At 55.6% G+C, this 20,697-nt stretch carries 19 protein-coding genes; 15 read left to right on the forward strand and 4 right to left on the reverse strand.

The genetic code is table 11. The annotated features are described in order from the left end of the window. The first annotated feature begins 29 nt into the window (after nucleotides 1-29). From pabC to ptsG, 6 genes are all read left to right on the forward strand, one after another. Nucleotides 30-839, forward strand: coding sequence for an aminodeoxychorismate lyase (gene pabC / locus O1724_RS09090; RefSeq protein ID WP_023315813.1), 810 nt, complete (start codon nucleotides 30-32; stop codon nucleotides 837-839). Between the two features lie 2 nt (nucleotides 840-841). Beyond that, complete coding sequence (yceG, locus tag O1724_RS09095; RefSeq protein ID WP_045336687.1) at nucleotides 842-1,864, forward strand: cell division protein YceG; 1,023 nt, start codon at nucleotides 842-844, stop codon at nucleotides 1,862-1,864. Then, on the forward strand, nucleotides 1,854-2,495 hold the full coding sequence (tmk, locus tag O1724_RS09100) for a dTMP kinase (RefSeq protein WP_045336685.1): 642 nt from the start codon (nucleotides 1,854-1,856) through the stop codon (nucleotides 2,493-2,495). The genes yceG and tmk overlap by 11 nt, the downstream gene beginning before the upstream one ends. After that, entirely contained in the window at nucleotides 2,492-3,496 is a 1,005-nt protein-coding gene (holB, locus tag O1724_RS09105) for a DNA polymerase III subunit delta' (protein WP_126296685.1), read from the forward strand. Before tmk ends, holB begins: the two co-directional genes overlap by 4 nt. 10 nt (nucleotides 3,497-3,506) lie before the next feature. Next, the gene (locus O1724_RS09110) at nucleotides 3,507-4,301 is read left to right on the forward strand and encodes a metal-dependent hydrolase (protein WP_123060576.1); all 795 of its coding nucleotides are present in this window, start codon (nucleotides 3,507-3,509) and stop codon (nucleotides 4,299-4,301) included. Between the two features lie 297 nt (nucleotides 4,302-4,598). Next, nucleotides 4,599-6,032, forward strand: coding sequence for a PTS glucose transporter subunit IIBC (gene ptsG / locus O1724_RS09115; protein ID WP_003857942.1), 1,434 nt, complete (start codon nucleotides 4,599-4,601; stop codon nucleotides 6,030-6,032). 141 nt (nucleotides 6,033-6,173) lie between these two features. Here ptsG and fhuE read toward each other — a convergent pair whose 3' ends face one another. Continuing rightward, complete coding sequence (gene fhuE, locus O1724_RS09120) at nucleotides 6,174-8,363, reverse strand: ferric-rhodotorulic acid/ferric-coprogen receptor FhuE (protein WP_414539091.1); 2,190 nt, start codon at nucleotides 8,361-8,363, stop codon at nucleotides 6,174-6,176. A 353-nt stretch (nucleotides 8,364-8,716) separates the two neighbouring features. Here fhuE and hinT point away from each other — a divergent pair, with 353 nt between their 5' ends. The 8 genes from hinT to O1724_RS09160 all read left to right on the forward strand — a co-directional run bounded on the left by hinT (nucleotide 8,717) and on the right by O1724_RS09160 (nucleotide 14,800). Continuing rightward, entirely contained in the window at nucleotides 8,717-9,076 is a 360-nt protein-coding gene (gene hinT / locus O1724_RS09125; protein WP_006809243.1) for a purine nucleoside phosphoramidase, read from the forward strand. 1 nt (nucleotide 9,077) lies between these two features. Then, nucleotides 9,078-9,452 carry a YcfL family putative periplasmic lipoprotein gene (locus O1724_RS09130; protein WP_032658037.1) on the forward strand — a complete coding sequence of 125 codons (375 nt, stop codon included), beginning with the start codon at nucleotides 9,078-9,080 and terminating at the stop codon, nucleotides 9,450-9,452. A 13-nt stretch (nucleotides 9,453-9,465) separates the two neighbouring features. Further along, nucleotides 9,466-10,110: a penicillin-binding protein activator LpoB gene (gene lpoB / locus O1724_RS09135; RefSeq protein ID WP_085929697.1), complete on the forward strand. Its 645-nt coding sequence runs from the start codon at nucleotides 9,466-9,468 to the stop codon at nucleotides 10,108-10,110. After that, nucleotides 10,091-10,915 (forward strand): thiamine kinase, encoded by an 825-nt coding sequence (gene thiK / locus O1724_RS09140; protein WP_023315817.1) that lies wholly within the window; start codon nucleotides 10,091-10,093, stop codon nucleotides 10,913-10,915. The genes lpoB and thiK overlap by 20 nt, the downstream gene beginning before the upstream one ends. A gap of 11 nt (nucleotides 10,916-10,926) precedes the next feature. Then, nucleotides 10,927-11,952, forward strand: a complete 1,026-nt coding sequence (gene nagZ, locus O1724_RS09145) for a beta-N-acetylhexosaminidase (RefSeq protein ID WP_126296684.1) — start codon at nucleotides 10,927-10,929, stop codon at nucleotides 11,950-11,952. Nucleotides 11,953-11,983: 31 nt separating this feature from the next. After that, nucleotides 11,984-12,526, forward strand: a complete 543-nt coding sequence (gene ycfP, locus O1724_RS09150; RefSeq protein ID WP_006809239.1) for an alpha/beta hydrolase YcfP — start codon at nucleotides 11,984-11,986, stop codon at nucleotides 12,524-12,526. A 236-nt stretch (nucleotides 12,527-12,762) separates the two neighbouring features. Further along, nucleotides 12,763-14,067 (forward strand): NAD(P)/FAD-dependent oxidoreductase, encoded by a 1,305-nt coding sequence (locus tag O1724_RS09155; protein ID WP_022650789.1) that lies wholly within the window; start codon nucleotides 12,763-12,765, stop codon nucleotides 14,065-14,067. Nucleotides 14,068-14,260: 193 nt separating this feature from the next. After that, complete coding sequence (locus O1724_RS09160) at nucleotides 14,261-14,800, forward strand: glycine zipper 2TM domain-containing protein (RefSeq protein WP_017384715.1); 540 nt, start codon at nucleotides 14,261-14,263, stop codon at nucleotides 14,798-14,800. A gap of 59 nt (nucleotides 14,801-14,859) precedes the next feature. Here O1724_RS09160 and comR read toward each other — a convergent pair whose 3' ends face one another. After that, the gene (comR, locus tag O1724_RS09165) at nucleotides 14,860-15,495 is read right to left on the reverse strand and encodes a TetR family copper-responsive transcriptional repressor ComR (protein ID WP_022650790.1); all 636 of its coding nucleotides are present in this window, start codon (nucleotides 15,493-15,495) and stop codon (nucleotides 14,860-14,862) included. A gap of 245 nt (nucleotides 15,496-15,740) precedes the next feature. Between comR and bhsA the strand changes: the two genes are divergently transcribed. Further along, nucleotides 15,741-15,998, forward strand: coding sequence for a multiple stress resistance protein BhsA (gene bhsA / locus O1724_RS09170; RefSeq protein ID WP_006809234.1), 258 nt, complete (start codon nucleotides 15,741-15,743; stop codon nucleotides 15,996-15,998). Nucleotides 15,999-16,075: 77 nt separating this feature from the next. On the opposite strand, the gene ldtC is transcribed toward bhsA, so the two are convergent. Then, nucleotides 16,076-17,041, reverse strand: a complete 966-nt coding sequence (gene ldtC / locus O1724_RS09175) for a L,D-transpeptidase LdtC (protein ID WP_126296683.1) — start codon at nucleotides 17,039-17,041, stop codon at nucleotides 16,076-16,078. Between the two features lie 145 nt (nucleotides 17,042-17,186). Then, a complete protein-coding gene (gene mfd / locus O1724_RS09180; protein ID WP_126296682.1) occupies nucleotides 17,187-20,633 on the reverse strand; it encodes a transcription-repair coupling factor in 3,447 nt (1,148 codons plus the stop codon). Between the last annotated feature and the right edge of the window lie 64 nt (nucleotides 20,634-20,697).

Raw genomic sequence — 20,697 nt, forward strand, 5'->3', positions numbered from 1 at the left:
GACTGAGCCTCCACGCATAAGGAGCCACTATGTTTTTGATTAATGGCCTTGAGCAAGACACGCTGCCGGCAAGCGACAGGGCGACCCAGTTTGGCGATGGCTGTTTCACGACTGCGCGTATTCTCGACGGTGACGTGTGCCTGCTCGGGGCCCATATCCTTCGTTTACAAAAAGCCTGCGAAACATTACTGATCCCCTTCTCGCAGTGGGACATTCTTGAAAGTGAGATGCGTCGGCTGGCGTCAGAAAAAGCAAGCGGCGTCCTGAAAGTCATTATCAGCCGCGGGAGCGGTGGCCGGGGCTATAGCGGTTCTGCCTGTCTGCATCCTACGCGGATCCTTTCCGTTTCAGATTATCCTTCCCATTATGCGCACTGGCGTGAAGAGGGCGTAGCCCTGGCGCTAAGTCCGGTACGTCTGGGAAGAAACCCGATGCTCGCTGGCATAAAACACCTCAACCGCCTTGAACAGGTGCTAATTCGTACTCATCTTGAGCAGACGGAGGCCGGGGAGGCGCTGGTTCTTGACAGCGAAGGGTACATTACGGAATGCTGTGCGGCTAATTTACTCTGGCGGAAGGGCAGTGACGTGTTCACGCCTTCGCTGGAGCAGGCCGGCGTCAACGGCATTATGCGGCAGTTTTGTATGCACCAGCTGGCACGCGCAGGCTTTCGCGTTGTCGAAGTCAACGCTAAGGAAGAGGCGCTGTTGGCTGCCGATGAAGTCGTTATCTGCAATGCGCTGATGCCCGTTGTCCCCGTTCGCGCTTATGGCCGCAAATGCTGGTCATCCCGCGAGCTGTTCCAGTTACTGGCCCCGTTATGTGAGCAAACCAGGTAGTCATGAAGAAAATGTTACGCTTTGTCCTCCTTCTGATCGTTGCGTTAGGTATCGCTGGCGGAGCGGGAGTGTGGAAAGTCCGTCAGCTGGCGGAGAGTCAGATCCTGATAAAAGACGAGACGATTTTTACCCTGAAAGCGGGGACCGGGCGGCAGGCGCTTGGTCAGCAGCTGTATGACGACAAAATTATCAATCGCCCACGCGTATTCCAGTGGCTGCTGCGTATTGAACCGGACCTGTCCCATTTCAAGGCCGGTACCTATCGCTTTACCCCTGGCATGACCGTGCGCGAGATGCTGCAACTGCTGGAAAGTGGTAAAGAAGCCCAGTTCCCGCTGCGTTTCGTGGAAGGTATGCGTCTGAGCGATTACCTCAGGCAGCTGCGTGACGCGCCGTACATCAAGCATACGCTGAAAGATGACCGCTACCAGACCGTGGCAGACGCCTTAAAATTCGAACATCCCGAGTGGGTGGAAGGCTGGTTCTGGCCCGATACGTGGATGTATACGGCAGGCACGACGGATGTGGCCATTCTGAAGCGCGCGCACAACAAAATGGTCGCGGCGGTAGACGCTGCCTGGAAAGGGCGAGCAGAAGGCCTGCCTTATAAAGATCAAAACCAGTTCATGACGATGGCCTCGATCATCGAGAAAGAGACGGCCGTTGCTGCCGAACGTGACCAGGTTGCCTCGGTGTTTATTAACCGTCTGCGCATCGGCATGCGTTTGCAAACCGATCCTACCGTCATCTACGGCATGGGCGAAAACTACAACGGCAGGATTTCCAGAAAAGATCTGGAGACGCCAACGGCGTATAATACCTACGTGATTAGCGGCCTGCCGCCTGGACCGATTGCGACGCCGAGTGAAGCATCGTTGAAGGCCGCCGCGCACCCGGCCAAAACGCCGTATCTCTATTTTGTGGCTGACGGAAAAGGGGGGCACACGTTCAATACCAACCTGGCCAGCCACAATCGCTCCGTTCAGGACTATCTGAAGGCACTTAAGGAAAAAAATGCGCAGTAAATACATTGTCATTGAGGGACTCGAAGGGGCGGGCAAAACAACTGCCCGTAACGTGGTGGTGGATACGCTTACGTCGCTTGGCGTTGCCGACATGGTCTTCACCCGCGAGCCGGGCGGTACGCAGCTGGCGGAAAAACTGCGCAGCCTGGTTCTGGATATCAAATCCGTTGGCGATGAAGTTATTACCGACAAAGCGGAAGTGCTGATGTTCTATGCGGCGCGCGTTCAGCTGGTGGAGACGGTGATCAAACCCGCTCTGGCAGAAGGGAAATGGGTGATTGGCGATCGCCACGATCTCTCAACCCAGGCATATCAGGGCGGTGGCCGGGGTATCGACCAGACCATGCTGGCTACGCTTCGCAACGCGGTTCTGGGCGATTTCCGTCCTGACCTGACGCTGTATCTGGACGTGACCCCTGAGGTGGGCCTGAAGCGCGCCCGTGCCCGCGGCGAACTGGACCGCATTGAACAGGAATCTTTTGATTTCTTTAACCGCACCCGTGCGCGTTATCTGGAGCTGGCCGGGCAGGACAAGACCATTCGTACCATCGATGCGACGCAATCCCTTGAAGACGTTACGCGTGATATTCAGCAGACTGTTACGCAGTGGCTACAGGAGCAGCAGGCATGAAATGGTATCCATGGTTGCGCCCACACTTTGAACAGCTGATCGGCAGCTATCAGGTTGGTCGGGGGCATCATGCGTTACTGATCCAGGCGCTTCCGGGAATGGGTGATGATGCGTTGATTTACGCCATCACCCGCTTTCTGATGTGCCAACAGCCGGAAGGACATAAAAGCTGCGGTAAGTGCCGGGGTTGCCAGCTCATGCAGGCGGGCACGCATCCTGACTATTACACCCTCGAACCCGAGAAGGGCAAAAATACGCTCGGTATCGACGCGGTGCGTGAGGTCAGTGAGAAACTGTACGAATATGCGCGTCTGGGCGGGGCGAAAGTAGTGTGGCTGAAAGACGCCGCGCTGCTCACGGAAGCCGCAGCCAACGCCCTGTTAAAAACCCTGGAAGAGCCGCCAGAGAACACCTGGTTTTTCCTCTCCTGCCGCGAGCCGGAACGCTTGCTGGCGACGCTGCGCAGTCGCTGCCGTCTTCACCACCTCGCTGTCCCTCAGGAATTCTGGTCGCTCGCCTGGCTTGAGCGAGAAGTGACGGTGTCACAAGACGCGGCGCGCTCGGCGTTGCGCCTGTGCAGCGGTGCGCCTGCGGCTGCGCTGGCCTTATTGCAGCCGGAGGTGTGGTCCCAGCGTGAAACGCTGTGTCGTGCGGTTGAATCAGCCCTCGACAGCCATGACTGGCTGAGCATGCTGCCAGCGCTGAACAGCGATCAGGCTCCGGAACGGCTGCACTGGCTGGCCGCACTGCTGCTGGATGCGCTCAAAATCCAGCAGGGGGCTACGCTTCTGACTAACCCTGACGTGTGGGCGTTGGTCACCACACTTGCGAATCGCCTGTCAGGGCAGTCGCTGCACGCTATCCTTCATGATATCTGCCAGAGTCGTGAACAACTTTTGACGGTAACCGGTCTCAATCGCGAGCTTTTACTGACCGACCAGTTACTGCGTATCGAACACTACCTGCAACCGGGTGTCATACCGCCGGTTTCCCACCTCTGAGAGAGACATTATGTTTTTAGTCGACTCACACTGCCATCTCGATGGCCTGGATTATCAATCCCTGCATAAAAATGTGGACGACGTGCTGGCGAAAGCCGCCGCGCGCGATGTGAAATTTTGCCTGGCCGTGGCGACCACGTTGCCGGGTTACCGCTCCATGCGTGAACTGGTAGGCGAGCGCGATAATGTAGTCTTCTCCTGCGGTGTGCATCCGCTGAATCAGGATGAAGCTTACGACGTTGAGGATTTACGCCGTCTTGCCGCAGAAGAGGGCGTAGTGGCGATGGGCGAGACCGGTCTGGACTATTTCTACACCCCCGAAACAAAACCTCGCCAGCAGGAATCCTTCCGCAACCACATCCGTATTGGCCGTGAGCTGAATAAGCCGGTTATCGTTCATACCCGCGATGCGCGCGCCGACACGCTGGCGATCCTGCGGGAAGAAAAGGTGACGGATTGCGGTGGCGTACTACACTGTTTCACAGAAGACAGAGAAACGGCGGGTAAGCTGCTTGATTTAGGCTTTTATATTTCATTCTCGGGGATTGTCACGTTCCGCAATGCTGAGCAACTGCGTGGTGCGGCGCGCTATGTTCCGCTGGATCGTATTCTGGTGGAAACCGATTCCCCGTACCTGGCGCCGGTGCCTCATCGCGGCAAAGAGAATCAGCCAGCGATGACCCGGGATGTCGCTGAGTATATGGCCGTTCTGAAAGGTGTCAGTATCGAAGAACTGGCTCGCGTGACAACGAAAAACTTCGCCAGCCTGTTCCATATCGACCCCGCCCGCCTGCAATCTGTCTGATACACCTGTTATTTTTAGGCTCGTAATTAATAAGTAAAACGAGTAAAGTTCACCGCCTCATTTGGGGCGGTGATGGCGTTTTTAGACACATCCAGACATGCTTTATGTAAATATCTGCAAGTTTTTTGGCCGTCTTGAACTGAAACGTGATAGCCGTCAAACAAACTCAGAGGGAATTATTTTACTCTGTGTAATAAATAAAGGGCGCTTAGATGTCCTGTCCACGGCGCGGTACTCCCCCCGGGCCAATGCGTGAAAACGTAAAAAAAGCACAAATACTCAGGAGCACTCTCAATTATGTTTAAGAATGCATTTGCTAACCTGCAAAAGGTCGGTAAATCGCTGATGCTGCCAGTATCCGTACTGCCTATCGCAGGTATCCTGCTGGGTGTCGGTTCTGCAAACTTCAGCTGGCTGCCAGCCGTAGTTTCCCACGTGATGGCCGAAGCAGGCGGTTCTGTTTTTGCTAACATGCCGCTGATCTTCGCTATCGGTGTTGCTCTGGGCTTCACCAATAACGACGGTGTATCCGCTCTGGCGTCCGTTGTTGCTTACGGCATCATGGTGAAAACCATGGCTGTGGTTGCGCCGCTGGTCCTGCATTTACCTGCTGAAGAGATTGCCGCTAAGCACCTGGCAGACACCGGTGTTCTCGGTGGTATCATCTCCGGTGCGATTGCAGCGTACATGTTTAACCGCTTCTATCGCATCAAGCTGCCTGAGTATCTGGGCTTCTTCGCGGGTAAACGTTTTGTGCCGATCATTTCTGGTCTGGCCGCGATTTTCACCGGTGTTGTCCTGTCCTTCATCTGGCCACCAATCGGTACGGCAATCCAGACCTTCTCTCAGTGGGCGGCTTACCAGAACCCGGTTGTGGCGTTCGGTATCTACGGCTTCATTGAGCGCTGCCTGGTACCATTTGGTCTGCATCACATCTGGAACGTTCCATTCCAGATGCAGATTGGTGAATACACCAACGCAGCAGGCCAGGTGTTCCACGGCGACATCCCACGCTACATGGCGGGTGACCCAACGGCAGGTAAACTGTCTGGTGGCTTCCTGTTCAAAATGTACGGTCTGCCAGCTGCCGCAATTGCGATTTGGCACTCTGCTAAACCAGAGAACCGTGCAAAAGTGGGCGGTATCATGATCTCCGCAGCGCTGACCTCGTTCCTGACCGGTATCACCGAGCCGATCGAGTTCTCCTTCATGTTCGTTGCGCCGATCCTGTACATCATCCACGCGGTACTGGCAGGTCTGGCATTCCCAATCTGTATCCTGCTGGGTATGCGTGACGGTACGTCCTTCTCTCACGGTCTGATCGACTTCATCGTTCTGTCCGGTAACAGCAGCAAGCTGTGGCTGTTCCCAATCGTGGGTGCAGGCTACGCAGTGGTGTACTACACCGTCTTCCGCGTGCTGATCAAAGCACTGGACCTGAAAACGCCGGGTCGTGAAGATGCAACGGAAGACAGCAAAGCCGGTGCGACCAGCGAAATGGCGCCTGCTCTGGTAGCTGCTTTCGGCGGTAAAGAGAACATCACTAACCTGGACGCGTGTATCACTCGTCTGCGTGTGAGCGTTGCCGACGTTGCGAAAGTAGACCAGCCGGGTCTGAAAAAACTGGGCGCAGCGGGCGTCGTTGTTGCAGGTTCTGGTGTTCAGGCAATCTTCGGTACTAAATCCGATAACCTGAAAACTGAAATGGATGAGTACATCCGCAACAACTAAGCTGTGACCTGGGGAGACTAAGGCAGCCGAATGGCTGCCTTTTTTATTATTGCGGCTTGTGGTGCCGGGTGGCGGCTGCGCCTTACCTGGCCTACGTGATGGGTAGGCCCGGTAAGCGCAGCGCCACCGGGCTTCTGTCACTCAGAAATCGTAGCTCGCGCTCACCGAGACGTTCAGCGGCGCGCCATACACCGCATACGATCCGACGTAGTCGTAATACTCTTTGTCGAACAGGTTGTTGACGTTAGCCTGTACCGCAAAATCTTTGGTGACCTGATAACGGCTGAACAGGTTCACCAGACCATAGCTGCCTTGCTCCGCGCGGGAACGTCCTGCCGGGCCGTCTTCCACGTCCGTCCACACTTTGTTCTGCCAGTTTACGCCACCGCCCACGGTCAGTTCCGGCAGCATTGGCAACTGATAGCGGGTGAAGAGCTTCATGGTTGTGCGCGGCTGATCGGAGCTGACGGCGTTGCCATTCTTATCTTCTGCGATGTAACGCGTCGCGCCGAAGGTCAGCTGCCAGTTATCGGTCAGGGCACCGTTGAGCTCGAACTCGACCCCTTTGCTGACCACCCCGTCCAGCGATTCATAGATCGACTCACCGCTCGGCATGTAGGTGTAGGTATTGCTGGCGACGTTATCCTGCTCAATGCGGAAAATCGCCAGTGAGGTGGTGAGGCGGGTATTAAACCAGTCTGCCTTCACCCCGGCTTCGTAGCTTTTGCCCGTGGTAGGGTCGAGATAACGTCCGTTGGCATCGCGCTTATCCTGCGGCTGGAAGATAGAGGTATAGCTGACGTAGGTCGACCAGTCCTCATTGATGTCATACACCAGGCCAGCGTACGGCGTGACATCATCTTTGGTGCTTTCCAGACGGGTATTCGGCGATCCTGCCGGGTTATAACGAATATTGTATTGGGTGTAGCGCGCGCCCAGGATCAGGTGCAGCGGATCGGCCAGCGAGAAACGAGCCGAAGAATAGGCTGAAGACTGGCGAATATCATCCTTGCTGTAGAGTTTCCACGGCGTCCACTGCGGATCGGCGATGTTCCCGTTCCAGTTCTTAAAGTTGCCGACATCCACCATGCCGTATACCGCATCCGGCATGGAGTTGTCGTAATGGTTACGTTGACGGCTGAAGCTGCCGCCGAACATCATTTCATGTTGACGACCAAAGAGATCGAAGCCGCCGCGCAGGAAGGCGTCGACCGCATCCTGTTTACGTTCCCCGCGGTTCCAGCCGCCGTAACCCACCAGGCCCGCGCCGGTCTCTTTATCCGGATAGCCGGACATATACATCAGCTTAGAGTCAAAGTTGGTTTCAGCATGCATGCCGTTGATGTGTGCTTCCCAGCCATTATCGAAACGCTGGGTCAGGTTAGCGAAGATGCGGGTGCTGTCTTTATCCGAATAGGCCCAGTCAGGCGCGACGGTCTGGCTGCGATTGTAGTTAGTCTTACTTCCGTCGCTGTACCAGGTCGGCAGTCCGCCCCAGGTTGGGTCGGCGGTATGGCTTTCCTGATACTCATACCCTACCGAGAGAGTCGTGCTGTCGGTGACATCCGCGTCCATCACGCCGTAGAGGAATTTCTTCCGGTAGTGGTAGTTATCCACGAAGCTGTCGTTGTCCTGATAACCGGTGATCAGACGACCCCGTACCTTACCTGACTCTACCAGCGGCGCCTGGAGATCCAGCACGTAGCGCTGCTTGTCCCAGCTGCCGTAGCTGGCGGAGACGTTACCTTTAAATTCCGGGCTGTCCGCGTGCTTACGCACCATATTAACGTACGCCGCCGGGTTCCCCGTGCCGGACATCAGGCCGGTGGCGCCGCGAACCACTTCAATGCGGTCATAAATCGCGGTATCGGCGGCGGTATCACCAAAGTTCCACACTTCACTGATGGAGGTTGGCAAGTCGTCATAGGCGTAGTTGCTGACGAAAAAGCCGCGTGAGTAAAACACGGTACGGTCGCTGTCCTGCACCTGGGCCGTAATGCCCGTGGTGTTCGTCAGCACCTGTCCGATGGATTGCAGATTCTGGTCAGCCATACGTTGCTGGCTGATAACGCTGACGGACTGCGGGATGTCGCGGGGAACCAGCAACAGTTTGGTGCCGGTGGTGGTGGTTTTTACGCTGTAATCCTGATCCTGGCTGGCAGAAAGATCCTGTGTGTTGTCAAAACCCCCGTCAACGACAACGGTATCTTCGGTGGTTGAAGCAGCGAAAGCGGCGGTTGGCGTCAATGCCATAGCAATGCAGGCGGCCAGCAACGAAGGTGTTGCGGCAGGCTGACGTTGCCCATCCCTGGTGTGATTAATGAAAGACATCATCAAACCCTTAGTGAATGGTGAAGGTATTTCGCGACAGTCCCGCTAGCACGGGCTGACGTCGTTTTCTATGTTAAAAATGCGCATGAAAATGCAAATGCGAAATATACGCATTGTGATTAACGCTGTAAACAGATGTTTCGGGATGAACTGAAATAGGGTTTCAGAAAAGAAATGTCCTAAAGCGATGCCTCTTCAGCCAGATGGGGGACAATCAGGAAAGAAATCACGGGAGAAGGTTGAAAGGACAGGAGAAACTCGCTCATACTCTTGTCTTGTGTCACGCAGTAATTCAGACAATGTGTGTTAACAACGGACGCACGACGCCAGATTAAACTTAAAAGGAAAAGGTCATGGCTGAAGAAACGATTTTCAGTAAAATTATCCGCCGCGAAATTCCGTCGGATATTGTCTATCAGGATGAACTGGTCACGGCTTTCCGCGACATTTCTCCCCAGGCGCCGACGCACATCCTTATTATTCCCAATATTCTGATCCCGACCGTTAATGACGTTAAAACCGAGCATGAAGTGGCGCTGGGCCGTATGCTGACGGTGGCCGCGAAAATCGCTGAGCAGGAAGGGATTGCTGAAGACGGATACCGTTTGATCATGAACTGTAATCGCCATGGCGGCCAGGAAGTCTATCATATTCATATGCATCTGCTGGGTGGACGTCCACTGGGACCGATGCTGGCACATAAAGGTCTTTAATATGTTAACTGGGCGTATTGCAGCGCTGATCGTGACGCTGGTAATGGTTGGGTGCAGCGCGCGTCCCGCCATCCCGGTCAGTGAAGAACAGACGCTGGTGATGGAGTCCTCAGTGCTTGCTGCGGGCATCACGGCGGAGAAGCCTTCGCTGACCATAAGCGAAATCCAGTCTTCAGCCTCTTCTACGCTCTATAACGAAAGGCAAGAGCCAGTGACGGTGCATTATCGCTTCTACTGGTATGACGTGAGAGGTCTTGAGATGCACCCGCTTGAGGCGCCGCGCAGCGTGACCATCCCGGCAAGAACGTCGGTCACGCTCTACGGCAGCGCCAGCTATCTGGGTGCACATAAGGTGAGACTTTATCTTTATTTGTAAGGAGTGAACCTTGATTAAAACAATGAGCCGTTATGCGCTCCTGAGTGCCTTTGCACTCTTTCTGGCGGGTTGTGTGACGCGAACGGAAGAACCTGCACCGGTGGATCAGGCGAAGCCGGGAACGGAACAGCCAACAACGCCAGCGCAGCCTGTTCCAACCGTGCCGTCTGTACCGACCATTCCGGCGCAGCCTGGCCCGATCGAACATCCGGACGACACCGCACAGCCTGCGCCGCGAGTACGCCACTATGACTGGAATGGCGCAATGCAGCCGATGGTGGGCAAAATGTTGCAGGCACAGGGTGTTACGCCCGGCAGCGTGCTGCTGGTGGACAGCGTGAACAACCGTACAAACGGTTCCCTGAATGCGGGAGAAGCGACGGAAACCCTGCGCAACGCGCTGGCAAACAACGGTAAATTTACGCTGGTCTCTGCTCAGCAGCTCGCGGTCGCCAAGCAGCAGCTTGGTCTGTCGCCTCAGGACAGCCTGGGTTCGCGCAGTAAAGCGATTGGTATTGCCCGCAACGTTGGCGCGCAGTATGTCCTTTATTCTAACGCGACAGGCAACGTGAACACGCCGTCGTTGCAGATGCAGTTAATGCTGGTTCAGACCGGCGAAATTATCTGGTCAGGTAAAGGTGCCGTTACGCAACAATAAGCGCACGCGTCATGATGTCCTGACGCGTTATTTCCCTCAATACCATGTTATCGCGCCGCAAGCCCCCGCCGGGCTTGGCGGCGCGAGTTGCATTATTGAGCATGGCGACCATCGGCTGGTTTTACGTCAGCATCACGATGCCGCCGCGCCTGCCTCCCATTTTCGTCGCCAGTTCCGCGCCCTGAAGCGCCTGCCCGCCGACCTTGCGCCACAACCTCATCTCTTTATCAGAGACTGGATGGCGGTGGCGTTTATTGCGGGTGAGATCAAAAGCGAGCTTCCCGATACGCCTGCGCTGACAGCCATGCTGTATCATCTGCATCGCCAGCCGCGTCTGGGCTGGCGGGTAACGTTACTTCCTTTGCTGGATCACTACTGGCAGCAGGCTGCGCCTGGACGACGCACGCCCTACTGGCTGGCGCAGCTTAAGCGGTTGCGTAAAGCGGGAGAGCCGCAGGCGTTACGTCTGGCGCCGCTGCATATGGATGTCCACGCGGGGAATATCGTTCATACCACGGCAGGCGAGAAACTTATCGACTGGGAATATGCCGGAGACGGTGACGTGGCGCTCGAACTTGCTGCGGTCTGGATGCCTGATGAGGCGTCGCGCGAGCAGCTGATAACCGCCTATGCCCGAAACGCCAACATCAATGCGCTCACCCTTGCGCGGCAGGTCGCGCGCTGGCGTCCGTGGGTGTTGATGCTGATGGCGGGATGGTTTGAAATGCGCCTTCAGCAGACAGGTGACAAACAATTTATTGCGCTGGCAAATGATGCCTGGCGTCAGTTACAAACGAAAGGATAAGAGAGGTTGGTGTGGGTCCAGTAATGTTGGATGTCGAAGGATTTGAGCTGGATGCGGAAGAGCGCGAAATTCTGGCGCATCCGCTGGTAGGGGGGCTGATTCTTTTCACCCGCAATTATCATGATCCGGAGCAGTTGCGTGAGCTGGTTCGCCAGATCCGTGCGGCGTCGCGCAATCACCTGGTGGTGGCCGTAGACCAGGAAGGTGGGCGTGTGCAGCGTTTCCGCGAAGGGTTTACCCGTTTACCCGCCGCGCAATCTTTTGCTGCGCTGCTGGGGATCGAAGAGGGCGGTCAACTGGCGCAGGATGCCGGCTGGCTGATGGCCAGCGAGATGATCGCCATGGATATCGACATCAGCTTCGCCCCGGTGCTGGACGTAGGACACATTAGCGCGGCAATTGGTGAGCGTTCGTATCATGACGATCCGCGTATTGCGCTGGCAATGGCGACGCGCTTTATTGACGGTATGCATGCTGCGGGCATGAAAACCACCGGCAAACATTTCCCGGGCCACGGGGCGGTGACGGCGGATTCCCATAAAGAAACCCCGCGCGATCCGCGCCCGGAAGCAGACATTCGCGCTAAAGATATGTCGGTTTTCCGCTCGCTGATCGCTGATAACAAGCTGGATGCCATCATGCCTGCGCACGTCATCTACAGTGAGGTCGATCCGCGTCCGGCCAGCGGCTCTCCACACTGGCTTAAAACCGTGCTGCGTCAGGAGTTAGGCTTCAATGGCGTAATTTTCTCTGACGATTTATCCATGGAAGGGGCGGCGATTATGGGTAGCTATGCCGAACGTGGGCAGGCTTCGCTGGATGCGGGTTGCGATATGATCCTCGTCTGCAATAATCGTAAAGGGGCGCTGAGCGTGCTGGATAACCTGTCGCCGATCAATGCTGAACGTGTTACACAATTGTATCATAAAGGTTCATTTAGTCGTCAGGAGCTGATGGACTCGGCGCGCTGGAAAACGGTAAACGCCCGGCTTGAAGCCCTGAACGAGCGCTGGCAGGCACATAAAGCAGCCCTTTAATTCATCCCGGAAGGCGTAGCGTGGTGAGACGATGATCATCTATTTACACGGTTTTGACTCAAACAGTCCTGGTAATCATGAGAAAGTGCTGCAATTGCAGTTTATCGATCCGGATGTCCGGCTGATCAGTTACAGCACACGTCATCCGAAGCATGACATGCAGCATCTGCTTAAAGAAGTGGATAAAATGTTGCAGCTCAATATCGACGATCGCCCGCTGATCTGCGGCGTGGGGTTAGGAGGATACTGGGCAGAGCGCATCGGTTTTTTGTGCGATATCCGTCAGGTCATTTTTAATCCTAACCTGTTTCCGAACGAAAACATGGAAGGCAAAATCGATCGCCCGGAGGAGTACGCCGACATCGCCACCAAATGCGTGAGCAATTTCCGTGAAAAGAACCGCGATCGGTGTCTGGTGATCCTCTCCCGCAACGATGAAGCGCTGAACAGCTCCCGCGCCGCCGAGCTTCTGCACCATTACTACGAAATTGTCTGGGACGAAGAGCAGACCCACAAGTTCAAAAACATTTCCCCGCACTTGCAGCGTATTAAAGCCTTTAAAACGCTGGGCTGATCTCCCTGAACCTGATAAAGGCTCGGTACGTGAAAGCGTACCGGGCCTCTTTTTTGTCAGAGTTGTCTACTTTTAAACCATCAAAACTTGATACATATCAATTTTGGTATGACCAATGCGCCTGACGTGCTATTCTCAATGAATCTGAACGGTTTCAGCGCAGTAACCTGTTGTTAATTAAGGGTTATTTATATAACTTTTAATTAACAATTGGTTAATAATTTGAGGGGGTCACGTTGACTACGCCATTGAAAAAGATAGTGATTGTCGGCGGTGGTGCTGGCGGACTGGAGCTGGCGACGCAGCTGGGTAAGAAACTGGGTCGCGGTAAGAAAGCCAAAATCACGCTGGTGGATCGTAACCACAGCCATCTGTGGAAGCCGTTACTGCACGAAGTGGCGACCGGGTCGCTGGATGAGGGCGTGGATGCGCTCAGCTATCTGGCGCATGCGCGTAACCACCACTTCCAGTTCCAGCTGGGTTCGGTGGTGGATATCAATCGTGAAAACAAAACCATCACGCTGGCTGAGCTGCGTGATGATAAAGGCGAGTTGCTGGTTCCTGAGCGCAAGCTGGCCTATGACACGCTGGTGATGGCCCTGGGCAGTACCTCCAATGATTTCAACACCCCAGGCGTAAAAGAGCACTGCATCTTCCTGGATAACCCGCATCAGGCGCGTCGTTTCCATCAGGAGATGCTTAACCTGTTCCTGAAGTACACCAACAACATGGGTGCTAACGGCAAGGTCAACATTGCTATCGTGGGCGGCGGCGCAACGGGCGTTGAATTATCGGCGGAGTTGCACAATGCGGTCAAGCAGCTGCACAGCTACGGCTACAAAGGGCTGACTAACGAAGCGCTGAATGTGACGCTGGTGGAAGCAGGTGAACGCATTCTGCCTGCGCTTCCGCCGCGTATTTCCGGCGCGGCGCACAACGAGCTGACTAAACTGGGCGTGCGCGTGCTGACCCAGACCATGGTGACCAGCGCGGATGAGGGCGGCCTGCATACCAAAGACGGCGAGTACATCCAGGCCGACCTGATGGTCTGGGCTGCGGGGATCAAAGCGCCTGATTTCATGAAAGATATCGGTGGGCTGGAGACAAACCGCATTAACCAGCTGGTGACAGAGCCGACGCTGCAAACCACGCGCGATCCGGACATCTTCGCCATCGGCGACTGTGCCTCCTGCGCACGTCCGGAAGGCGGATTTGTCCCGCCTCGCGCTCAGGCTGCGCACCAGATGGCAAGCCTCGTGCTGCATAACATCCTGGCGCAGATAAAAGGCAAACCGATGAAAGCCTATGTCTACAAAGACCACGGCTCTCTGGTGTCGCTCTCAAACTTCTCCACCGTGGGCAGCCTGATGGGTAACCTGATGCGCGGCTCCATGATGGTGGAAGGGCGCATCGCCCGCTTCGTGTACATTTCTCTGTACCGTATGCACCAGATTGCGCTGCACGGCTACTTCAAAACCGGCCTGATGATGCTGGTTGGCCGCATCAACCGCGTGATCCGTCCACGCCTGAAGCTGCACTAATTTCTCTCTCCCTCCGGACCCTCCGGAGGGAATTCTTAGCACATCATGCTGTGCATTTCCCTCCTGACGCTTAAGAGTTCTCTTAAACCCACGTTGTCCCGGCCAACAACCCTGATTTTGATCCTTTATCTTATTGGCGAAGCGTTTATTGCGCTGCAAAATTGCTACCAATTGCAACAAAGGAGGAAGTCCCGTGAATAAATCAATGTTGGCGGGTATAGGGATTGGCGTCGCAGCTGCGTTAGGTGTGGCTGCCGTTGCCAGTCTGAACGTACTTGATCGTGGCCCGCAGTATGCGCAGGTGGTTTCCGCTACACCGATCAAAGAGACGGTCAAGACGCCTCGTCAGGAGTGCCGTAATGTTTCTGTCACCCATCGTCGTCCGGTTCAGGATGAAAACCGTATCGCTGGCTCCGTGCTGGGCGCGGTTGCTGGTGGGGTTATTGGTCATCAGTTTGGTGGCGGCCGTGGTAAGGATGTCGCGACGGTGGTTGGTGCGTTGGGTGGCGGTTATGCCGGTAACCAGGTGCAGGGCGCGATGCAGGAAAATGATACCTACACCACAACGCAGCAGCGCTGTAAAACCGTGTATGACAAGTCTGAAAAAATGTTGGGCTACGACGTAACCTACAAAATTGGCGATCAGCAGGGCAAAATCCGCATGGATAAAGATCCTGGTACGCAGATCCCTCTCGACAGCAATGGTCAGCTGATACTGAATAACAAAGTGTAAAAAAGATGTTCTCTGAACTTAGCTCCTCATGCGCTCAGGCTGAGGAGCTTTTTTTTGCGTCAGAGTTTAAGAAGTTCAGGCCACAGGCGCAGCGTTGTGTGCGTAATCCCCTGCAATTTTTCCAGCGTCGCGCCTTCACGGGCGCTGATGGACATCCCCTGTAAAATACAGCTCAGATACTGGGCCAGCTCCTGCGGACGGCAATGCGCCGGGATTTCGCCGCGCAGCTGACGCTGAGCCAGAAACGTGCTGAGCGTCTCCTCCTGCATCGCATGTCGCGATTTGACCGTGTTGGCAATCTCTTTAGACGATGCCGCGAGGGTCGCGGAGGTGTTGATCATAAAACACCCCGCAGGCGTGTCCTTGCTGGTATAGCAGGTCGCGATTGCCGTGAAATAATCCTGTAATGCCTGCTCAACCGTTTTTTCTTCACAGAATAGCTGGGCTTCATGTTTTGCCGCGAAGCGCGAGATGTATCTGTCCAGAACGGCCCGGAATAAGCCTTCTTTGTTGGTGAACTCTGCGTACAGGGTAGGGGCTTTAGCACCCGTAGCTTCCACGAGATCGGAAAGCGACGTGGCTTCATACCCATGCTGCCAGAAGAGCGTCATGGCCTTATCGAGCGCCGCATCCCTGTCGAACACTTTTGGTCGGCCACGGCTTTTCTTTGCGCAACGCGTGACATCGGTTGTCATGTGCCGTTGGTCCTCTGTTGTTTTGTTGAATAGTCATTATAAAAATAAACGTCTGCAACGACCAGCGGTGATTTCTGAAAAATAATTTAATTTTATCTTTTTGAAATATAAGGCAAATGAAATTAATTTAACGACCATTATAAAAATGAGTTGACGTGTGACCTGGATCACATCTATCATTTACCTATCGATCGTTAACTAAATAACTAACGACCACTACATCATCTGCCTAAAGGTATAAAATCATGAAAAACGTTAAAACCCTCATCGCTGCCGCCGTTCTGAGTTCACTCTCTTTCGCAAGCTTCGCTGCTGTTGAAGTGCAATCCACTCCAGCAGACCAGCAGAAAGTCGGTACCATCTCTGCCACTGCCGGGACTAACCTGGGCTCTCTGGAAGATCAGCTGGCGCAAAAAGCTGACGAAATGGGTGCGAAATCATTCCGCATCACCTCTGTGACCGGTCCTAACACCCTGCACGGTACCGCAGTTATCTACAAATAAGCGTAACGCAACCCTCCGTTATGCCACTGCAATAAAAAACGCCCTGCTGATGCAGGGCGTTTGTCGTTATTGCTGCTTTACATTGACTGCTGAGCAACCTCATGATGCCGCGTAACATCGGTTGGCATCCCCGAACGTGCTTCCATCGCCCGCTCCATCACTGCGCCATCGGTGTTGGCATTCGTTTTAAAGCTCACCATCGAGGCATTCAGATTAATCGGCAACGTCTGCGGATCGTCATTGATGTTTTTCGATAGCGGCTGGTGGATCTCAACCAGATGGACGCCACCTGGCTCTTCAGATACTTTAATCGGCGTATTAATGATATTCACTTTCGTGCCAGGGGCGATCACGCGGTAGAGCGTTTTGATATCGTCATCGCGCAGGCGAATGCAGCCGGAGCTGACGCGCATCCCGATCCCGAAATCCGCATTCGTTCCGTGCAGAAGATAAACCCCACCATATGCCGCCAGGCGAATTGCATGATGCCCCATCGGATTATCCGGGCCAGCAGGTACCACGGCGGGCAGGTCGATACCTTGAGCTTTATAACGGGCGCGAATGTTTGCCGTCGGGGTCCAGGTAGGATTAGCGCGCTTATCAGAGACGGTGGTGACCATGGTAGGTGTGAGCGTATCGCCCCCGAGTTGACCAATACCGATAGGGTAGACGGTCACTTCGTTCTTGCCCGGCGGGTAGTAATACAGACGTAGCTCGGCGAGGTTAATCACAATGCCCTGACGCGGCGCGTCCGGCAGGATGGTTTGCAGCGGAATCGTCAGTACGCTGCCCGCCCGGGGCACGTACGGATCTACGCCCGGGTTGGCCTGCAACAGCGCCAGGAACCCGACGTTATATTTTTTGGCAATCGCTTCCAGCGAGCCGCCATCGTTTTCAACCACGTGAAAGCGGTTTTCACCTACGACGTTGCTGCCGGCGGGCGGAAGAGGCCAGGTATTGGCGCGAGCAGGGAGCGCGACGGCAACCGTCGCGGCCAGCGCAACCAGAGTTAACCAGCGGGTAAAACGCGAAGAAATCATCATTATGATAATCCATACAAATGATAAGGTTATTGTTTTATAAGGCGTTAATGATAATTATGGCGAATGTATAGTCGGGAAGATCGGGCGAAGTGCAAAGAGTTTGTAAATTGTCCCCCCGCCAGCCGGGCGCTGGCGGGGGAAACCGTTATGCGATGGCGTTCTCTTCCAACTGACGCATAAAGTTACGCACCCAGTCCATGCGGGTTTTACGTTCCGTCAGATCCTGAGTAAATTTCAGACGCGTAGGGCCATCAAGACGGAAATGCTGCGGCTGTTTTTGCAGGAGGCCAATCAGCCACATCGGATCGACGTGGTTCTTTTCGGCAAACTCAATTACACCGCCTTTCTCATTGCCTTCAAGTTTGCGAATGCCCAGCTTCTGCGCCTGCTGACGCAGGCGGGCAATATCCAGCAGGTTGCGCGCCGCATCGGGCAATATCCCAAAACGGTCAATCAGTTCGACTTTGATCTCTTCCAGCTCGCCTTCGCTTTTCGCGCTGGCAATGCGTTTGTAGAACGACAGACGGGTATTCACGTCAGGAATAAAATCATCCGGCAGCAGGGAAGGCATGCGCAGTTCCACTTCGGTCTGCTGGCTGGTGAGATCTTCCAGAGACGGTTCACGTCCGGCTTTAAGCGCGTCGACGGCATTTTCCAGCAGCTCCATATACAGCGAGAAACCGATGGTTTCCATGGAGCCGCTCTGGTCTTCACCCAGCAGCTCACCGGCGCCGCGGATCTCCAGGTCGTGGGTCGCCAGCGCAAAGCCAGCGCCCAGATCTTCCAGCGAGGCGATCGCTTCCAGACGCTTTTGCGCGTCGGTGGTCATTGCCTTCGGATGCGGCGTCAGCAGCCAGGCGTAGGCCTGATGGTGCGAACGCCCGACCCGCCCGCGCAGCTGGTGCAGCTGGGCCAGGCCGAAGTGATCCGCCCGTTCGATGATGATGGTGTTCGCCGTCGGAATGTCGATTCCGGTCTCAATGATGGTGGTACACACCAGCACGTTGAAACGCTGGTGGTGGAAATCGTTCATCACCCGCTCCAGCTCGCGCTCGCGCATCTGGCCGTGACCAATGGCGATGCGCGCTTCCGGCACCAGCTCTGCCAGCCTGTCGGCGGCTTTCTGAATATTTTCAACGTCGTTGTACAGGTAATAGACCTGGCCACCGCGCAGCACTTCGCGCAGGATCGCCTCGCGCACCACCAGATTGTCGTACTCGCGAACAAAGGTTTTCACCGCCAGACGGCGCGCCGGTGGGGTAGCGATTATCGACAGATCGCGCATGCCGCTCATCGCCATGTTCAGGGTGCGCGGGATCGGCGTTGCGGTCAGGGTCAGAATATCGACGTTGGCGCGCATCGCTTTGATGCGCTCTTTGTGGCGCACCCCGAAGCGGTGCTCTTCGTCGACGATCAGCAGCCCCAGATCTTTCCACTTCACGTCACTTTGCAGCAGTTTGTGAGTGCCGATCAGAATATCAATTTTGCCTTCACTTGCCTGTTCCAGGATCTGCGTCTGCTCTTTGGCACTGCGGAAGCGGGACAACATTTCGATACGTACCGGCCAGTTGGCGAAGCGGTCGCGGAAGTTGTCGAAGTGCTGCTGGGCAAGAAGGGTGGTCGGCACCAGCACCGCCACCTGCTTGTTGTTCTCAACCGCCAGGAAAGCGGCGCGCATCGCCACCTCGGTTTTACCGAAGCCCACGTCGCCGCAGACTAAGCGATCCATCGCCAGCGGCTGGCACATGTCGCTCAGCACGGCGTTGATGGCCTGGGCCTGATCCGGCGTAGTTTCAAACGGGAAGCTGTCGCAGAACAGCTGGTACTGCTCTTTATCATGCTTAAACGCATACCCCTCTTTGGCCGCACGCTGAGCGTAAATATCCAGCAGCTCGGCGGCCACGTCGCGCACTTTTTCCGCCGCTTTCTGGCGTGCACGCGCCCAGGCATCGCCGCCCAGCTTGTGCAGCGGCGCATTCTCTTCCGCGCCCCCGGCGTAGCGGCTGATCAGATGCAGGGACGACACCGGAACATACAGCTTGGCGTCGTTAGCGTAGGTCAGCATCAGGTATTCACCTTTGATGCCACCTGCTTCGAGGGTGGTCATCCCCTGATAGCGACCCACACCGTGTTCCAGGTGAACAATCGGCTGACCGGGGTGCAGTTCGGCCAGGTTGCGGATCAGGGTGTCCGGGTTGATGGTGCGACGGCTGTCCTGACGACGGCGCGCGACGCGCTCGCCCAGCAGGTCGCTTTCACATATCAACGCCAGGTTATTGAGCGTATCAATGAATCCGTGTTCGGCGGCGCCGATCATCAGGTAACGGCCATTTCCGGTCGCTTCGCTCAGGCGAAGAATACGCTTTGGCGCGACTTTGATCCTTCCCAGCAGTTCGCCCAGCGCTTCACGGCGACCTTCACTTTCAACGGAGAAGACCACCGGCCCGGTGAAGGACTCAAGAAACTTGCGCAGATTATCCAGCGGCGATTTCTGCTGCGCCTGAACGGCCAGGTCAGGCAGCATCCGGAAGGCGAGGTTAGTGTTGGCGGCCTTATCGGCAAGCGAATCGGTTTTGAGCTGCATACGCGGCCAGCGTTTCAGCTCGGCGTTGAGCTCGTCGGTACGCAGCCACAGCATTTCCGGCGGCAGCAGCGGACGCATCGGGTCAACGCCCCGGTTTTCAAAGCGGGCGCGCGTTTCGCTTTCAAAGCGGCTGGCACTGGCGTCGATATCCCCGGTGTTAACAATCAGCGTATTCGCCGGTAAGTAGCTGAACAGCGCCGGCAGCGGTTCGTTAAAGAACAGGGGCTGCCAGTACTCGATCCCGGCCGGAAGGGTGCCTTTGCTGACCTGCTGGTAGATATGTTCGGCATCACGCTTCACGTCGAACCTGTCGCGCCACTGGCTGCGGAACAGTTCGATGGCGGTTTTATCCGTCGGGAACTCATGGGCGGGCAGCAGATTAATAGAGTCCACTTCCTCCAGCGTGCGCTGGGTGTCGGCGTCGAACACGCGCAGGCTGTCGATCTCATCATCGAAGAAATCCAGACGGTACGGCTGATCGCTGCCCATCGGATAGAGATCAAGCAGCGCACCGCGCGTCGCGTATTCGCCGTGCTCCATCACCTGATCGACATGTCGATAGCCGGCTCCATCCAGCTGCACGCGCAGGGCATCGCGCGACAGGCGCTGGCCTTTTTGCATCACCAGCGCATGGCCGTGCAAATAGCTGTGCGGGCAGACACGCTGCATCAGGGTATTCACCGGCAGAATCAGCACGCCGCGCTGCATGGTGGGGAGCTGATACAGCGTCGACAGGCGCGAGGAGATGATCTCCTGGTGCGGAGAGAAACTGTCGTAGGGAAGCGTTTCCCAGTCGGCCAGGCTGAATACCAGACTGTCGGTGAACTGACGAATTTCGTCGTGCAGGCGCAGGGCGTTTTGCATGTCCGGGGCAACCAGCACCACCGGCCCTGGATGCCGCTCGGCAATTTCCGCCACCAGCGTGGCGCAGGCCGCGCCTGTCAGTTCGCCCAGCTGGCGTTGGTCACCTGCTTTTACAGGCAAGGAAAAACGATAGTGTTCAGGCATGGCTATGTCAGAGTCTCTTGGGGATATACCAACAGTATTGGGGCATATCACTGATACGCAATGT

The sequence above is a fragment of the Enterobacter cloacae complex sp. HYC074_NIDB genome, from assembly GCF_056673345.1.

Coding starts and splice junctions, on each gene's coding strand:
- ptsG (WP_003857942.1), top strand. CDS start 4,599: ATGTTTAAGAATGCATTTGCTAACCTGCAAAAGGTCGGTAAATCGCTG.
- yceG (WP_045336687.1), top strand. CDS start 842: ATGAAGAAAATGTTACGCTTTGTCCTCCTTCTGATCGTTGCGTTAGGT.
- mfd (WP_126296682.1), bottom strand. CDS start 20,633: ATGCCTGAACACTATCGTTTTTCCTTGCCTGTAAAAGCAGGTGACCAA.
- ldtC (WP_126296683.1), bottom strand. CDS start 17,041: ATGATGATTTCTTCGCGTTTTACCCGCTGGTTAACTCTGGTTGCGCTG.
- comR (WP_022650790.1), bottom strand. CDS start 15,495: ATGACAACCGATGTCACGCGTTGCGCAAAGAAAAGCCGTGGCCGACCA.
- pabC (WP_023315813.1), top strand. CDS start 30: ATGTTTTTGATTAATGGCCTTGAGCAAGACACGCTGCCGGCAAGCGAC.
- ycfP (WP_006809239.1), top strand. CDS start 11,984: ATGATCATCTATTTACACGGTTTTGACTCAAACAGTCCTGGTAATCAT.
- O1724_RS09130 (WP_032658037.1), top strand. CDS start 9,078: ATGTTAACTGGGCGTATTGCAGCGCTGATCGTGACGCTGGTAATGGTT.
- tmk (WP_045336685.1), top strand. CDS start 1,854: ATGCGCAGTAAATACATTGTCATTGAGGGACTCGAAGGGGCGGGCAAA.
- bhsA (WP_006809234.1), top strand. CDS start 15,741: ATGAAAAACGTTAAAACCCTCATCGCTGCCGCCGTTCTGAGTTCACTC.
- holB (WP_126296685.1), top strand. CDS start 2,492: ATGAAATGGTATCCATGGTTGCGCCCACACTTTGAACAGCTGATCGGC.
- O1724_RS09110 (WP_123060576.1), top strand. CDS start 3,507: ATGTTTTTAGTCGACTCACACTGCCATCTCGATGGCCTGGATTATCAA.
- fhuE (WP_414539091.1), bottom strand. CDS start 8,363: ATGTCTTTCATTAATCACACCAGGGATGGGCAACGTCAGCCTGCCGCA.
- hinT (WP_006809243.1), top strand. CDS start 8,717: ATGGCTGAAGAAACGATTTTCAGTAAAATTATCCGCCGCGAAATTCCG.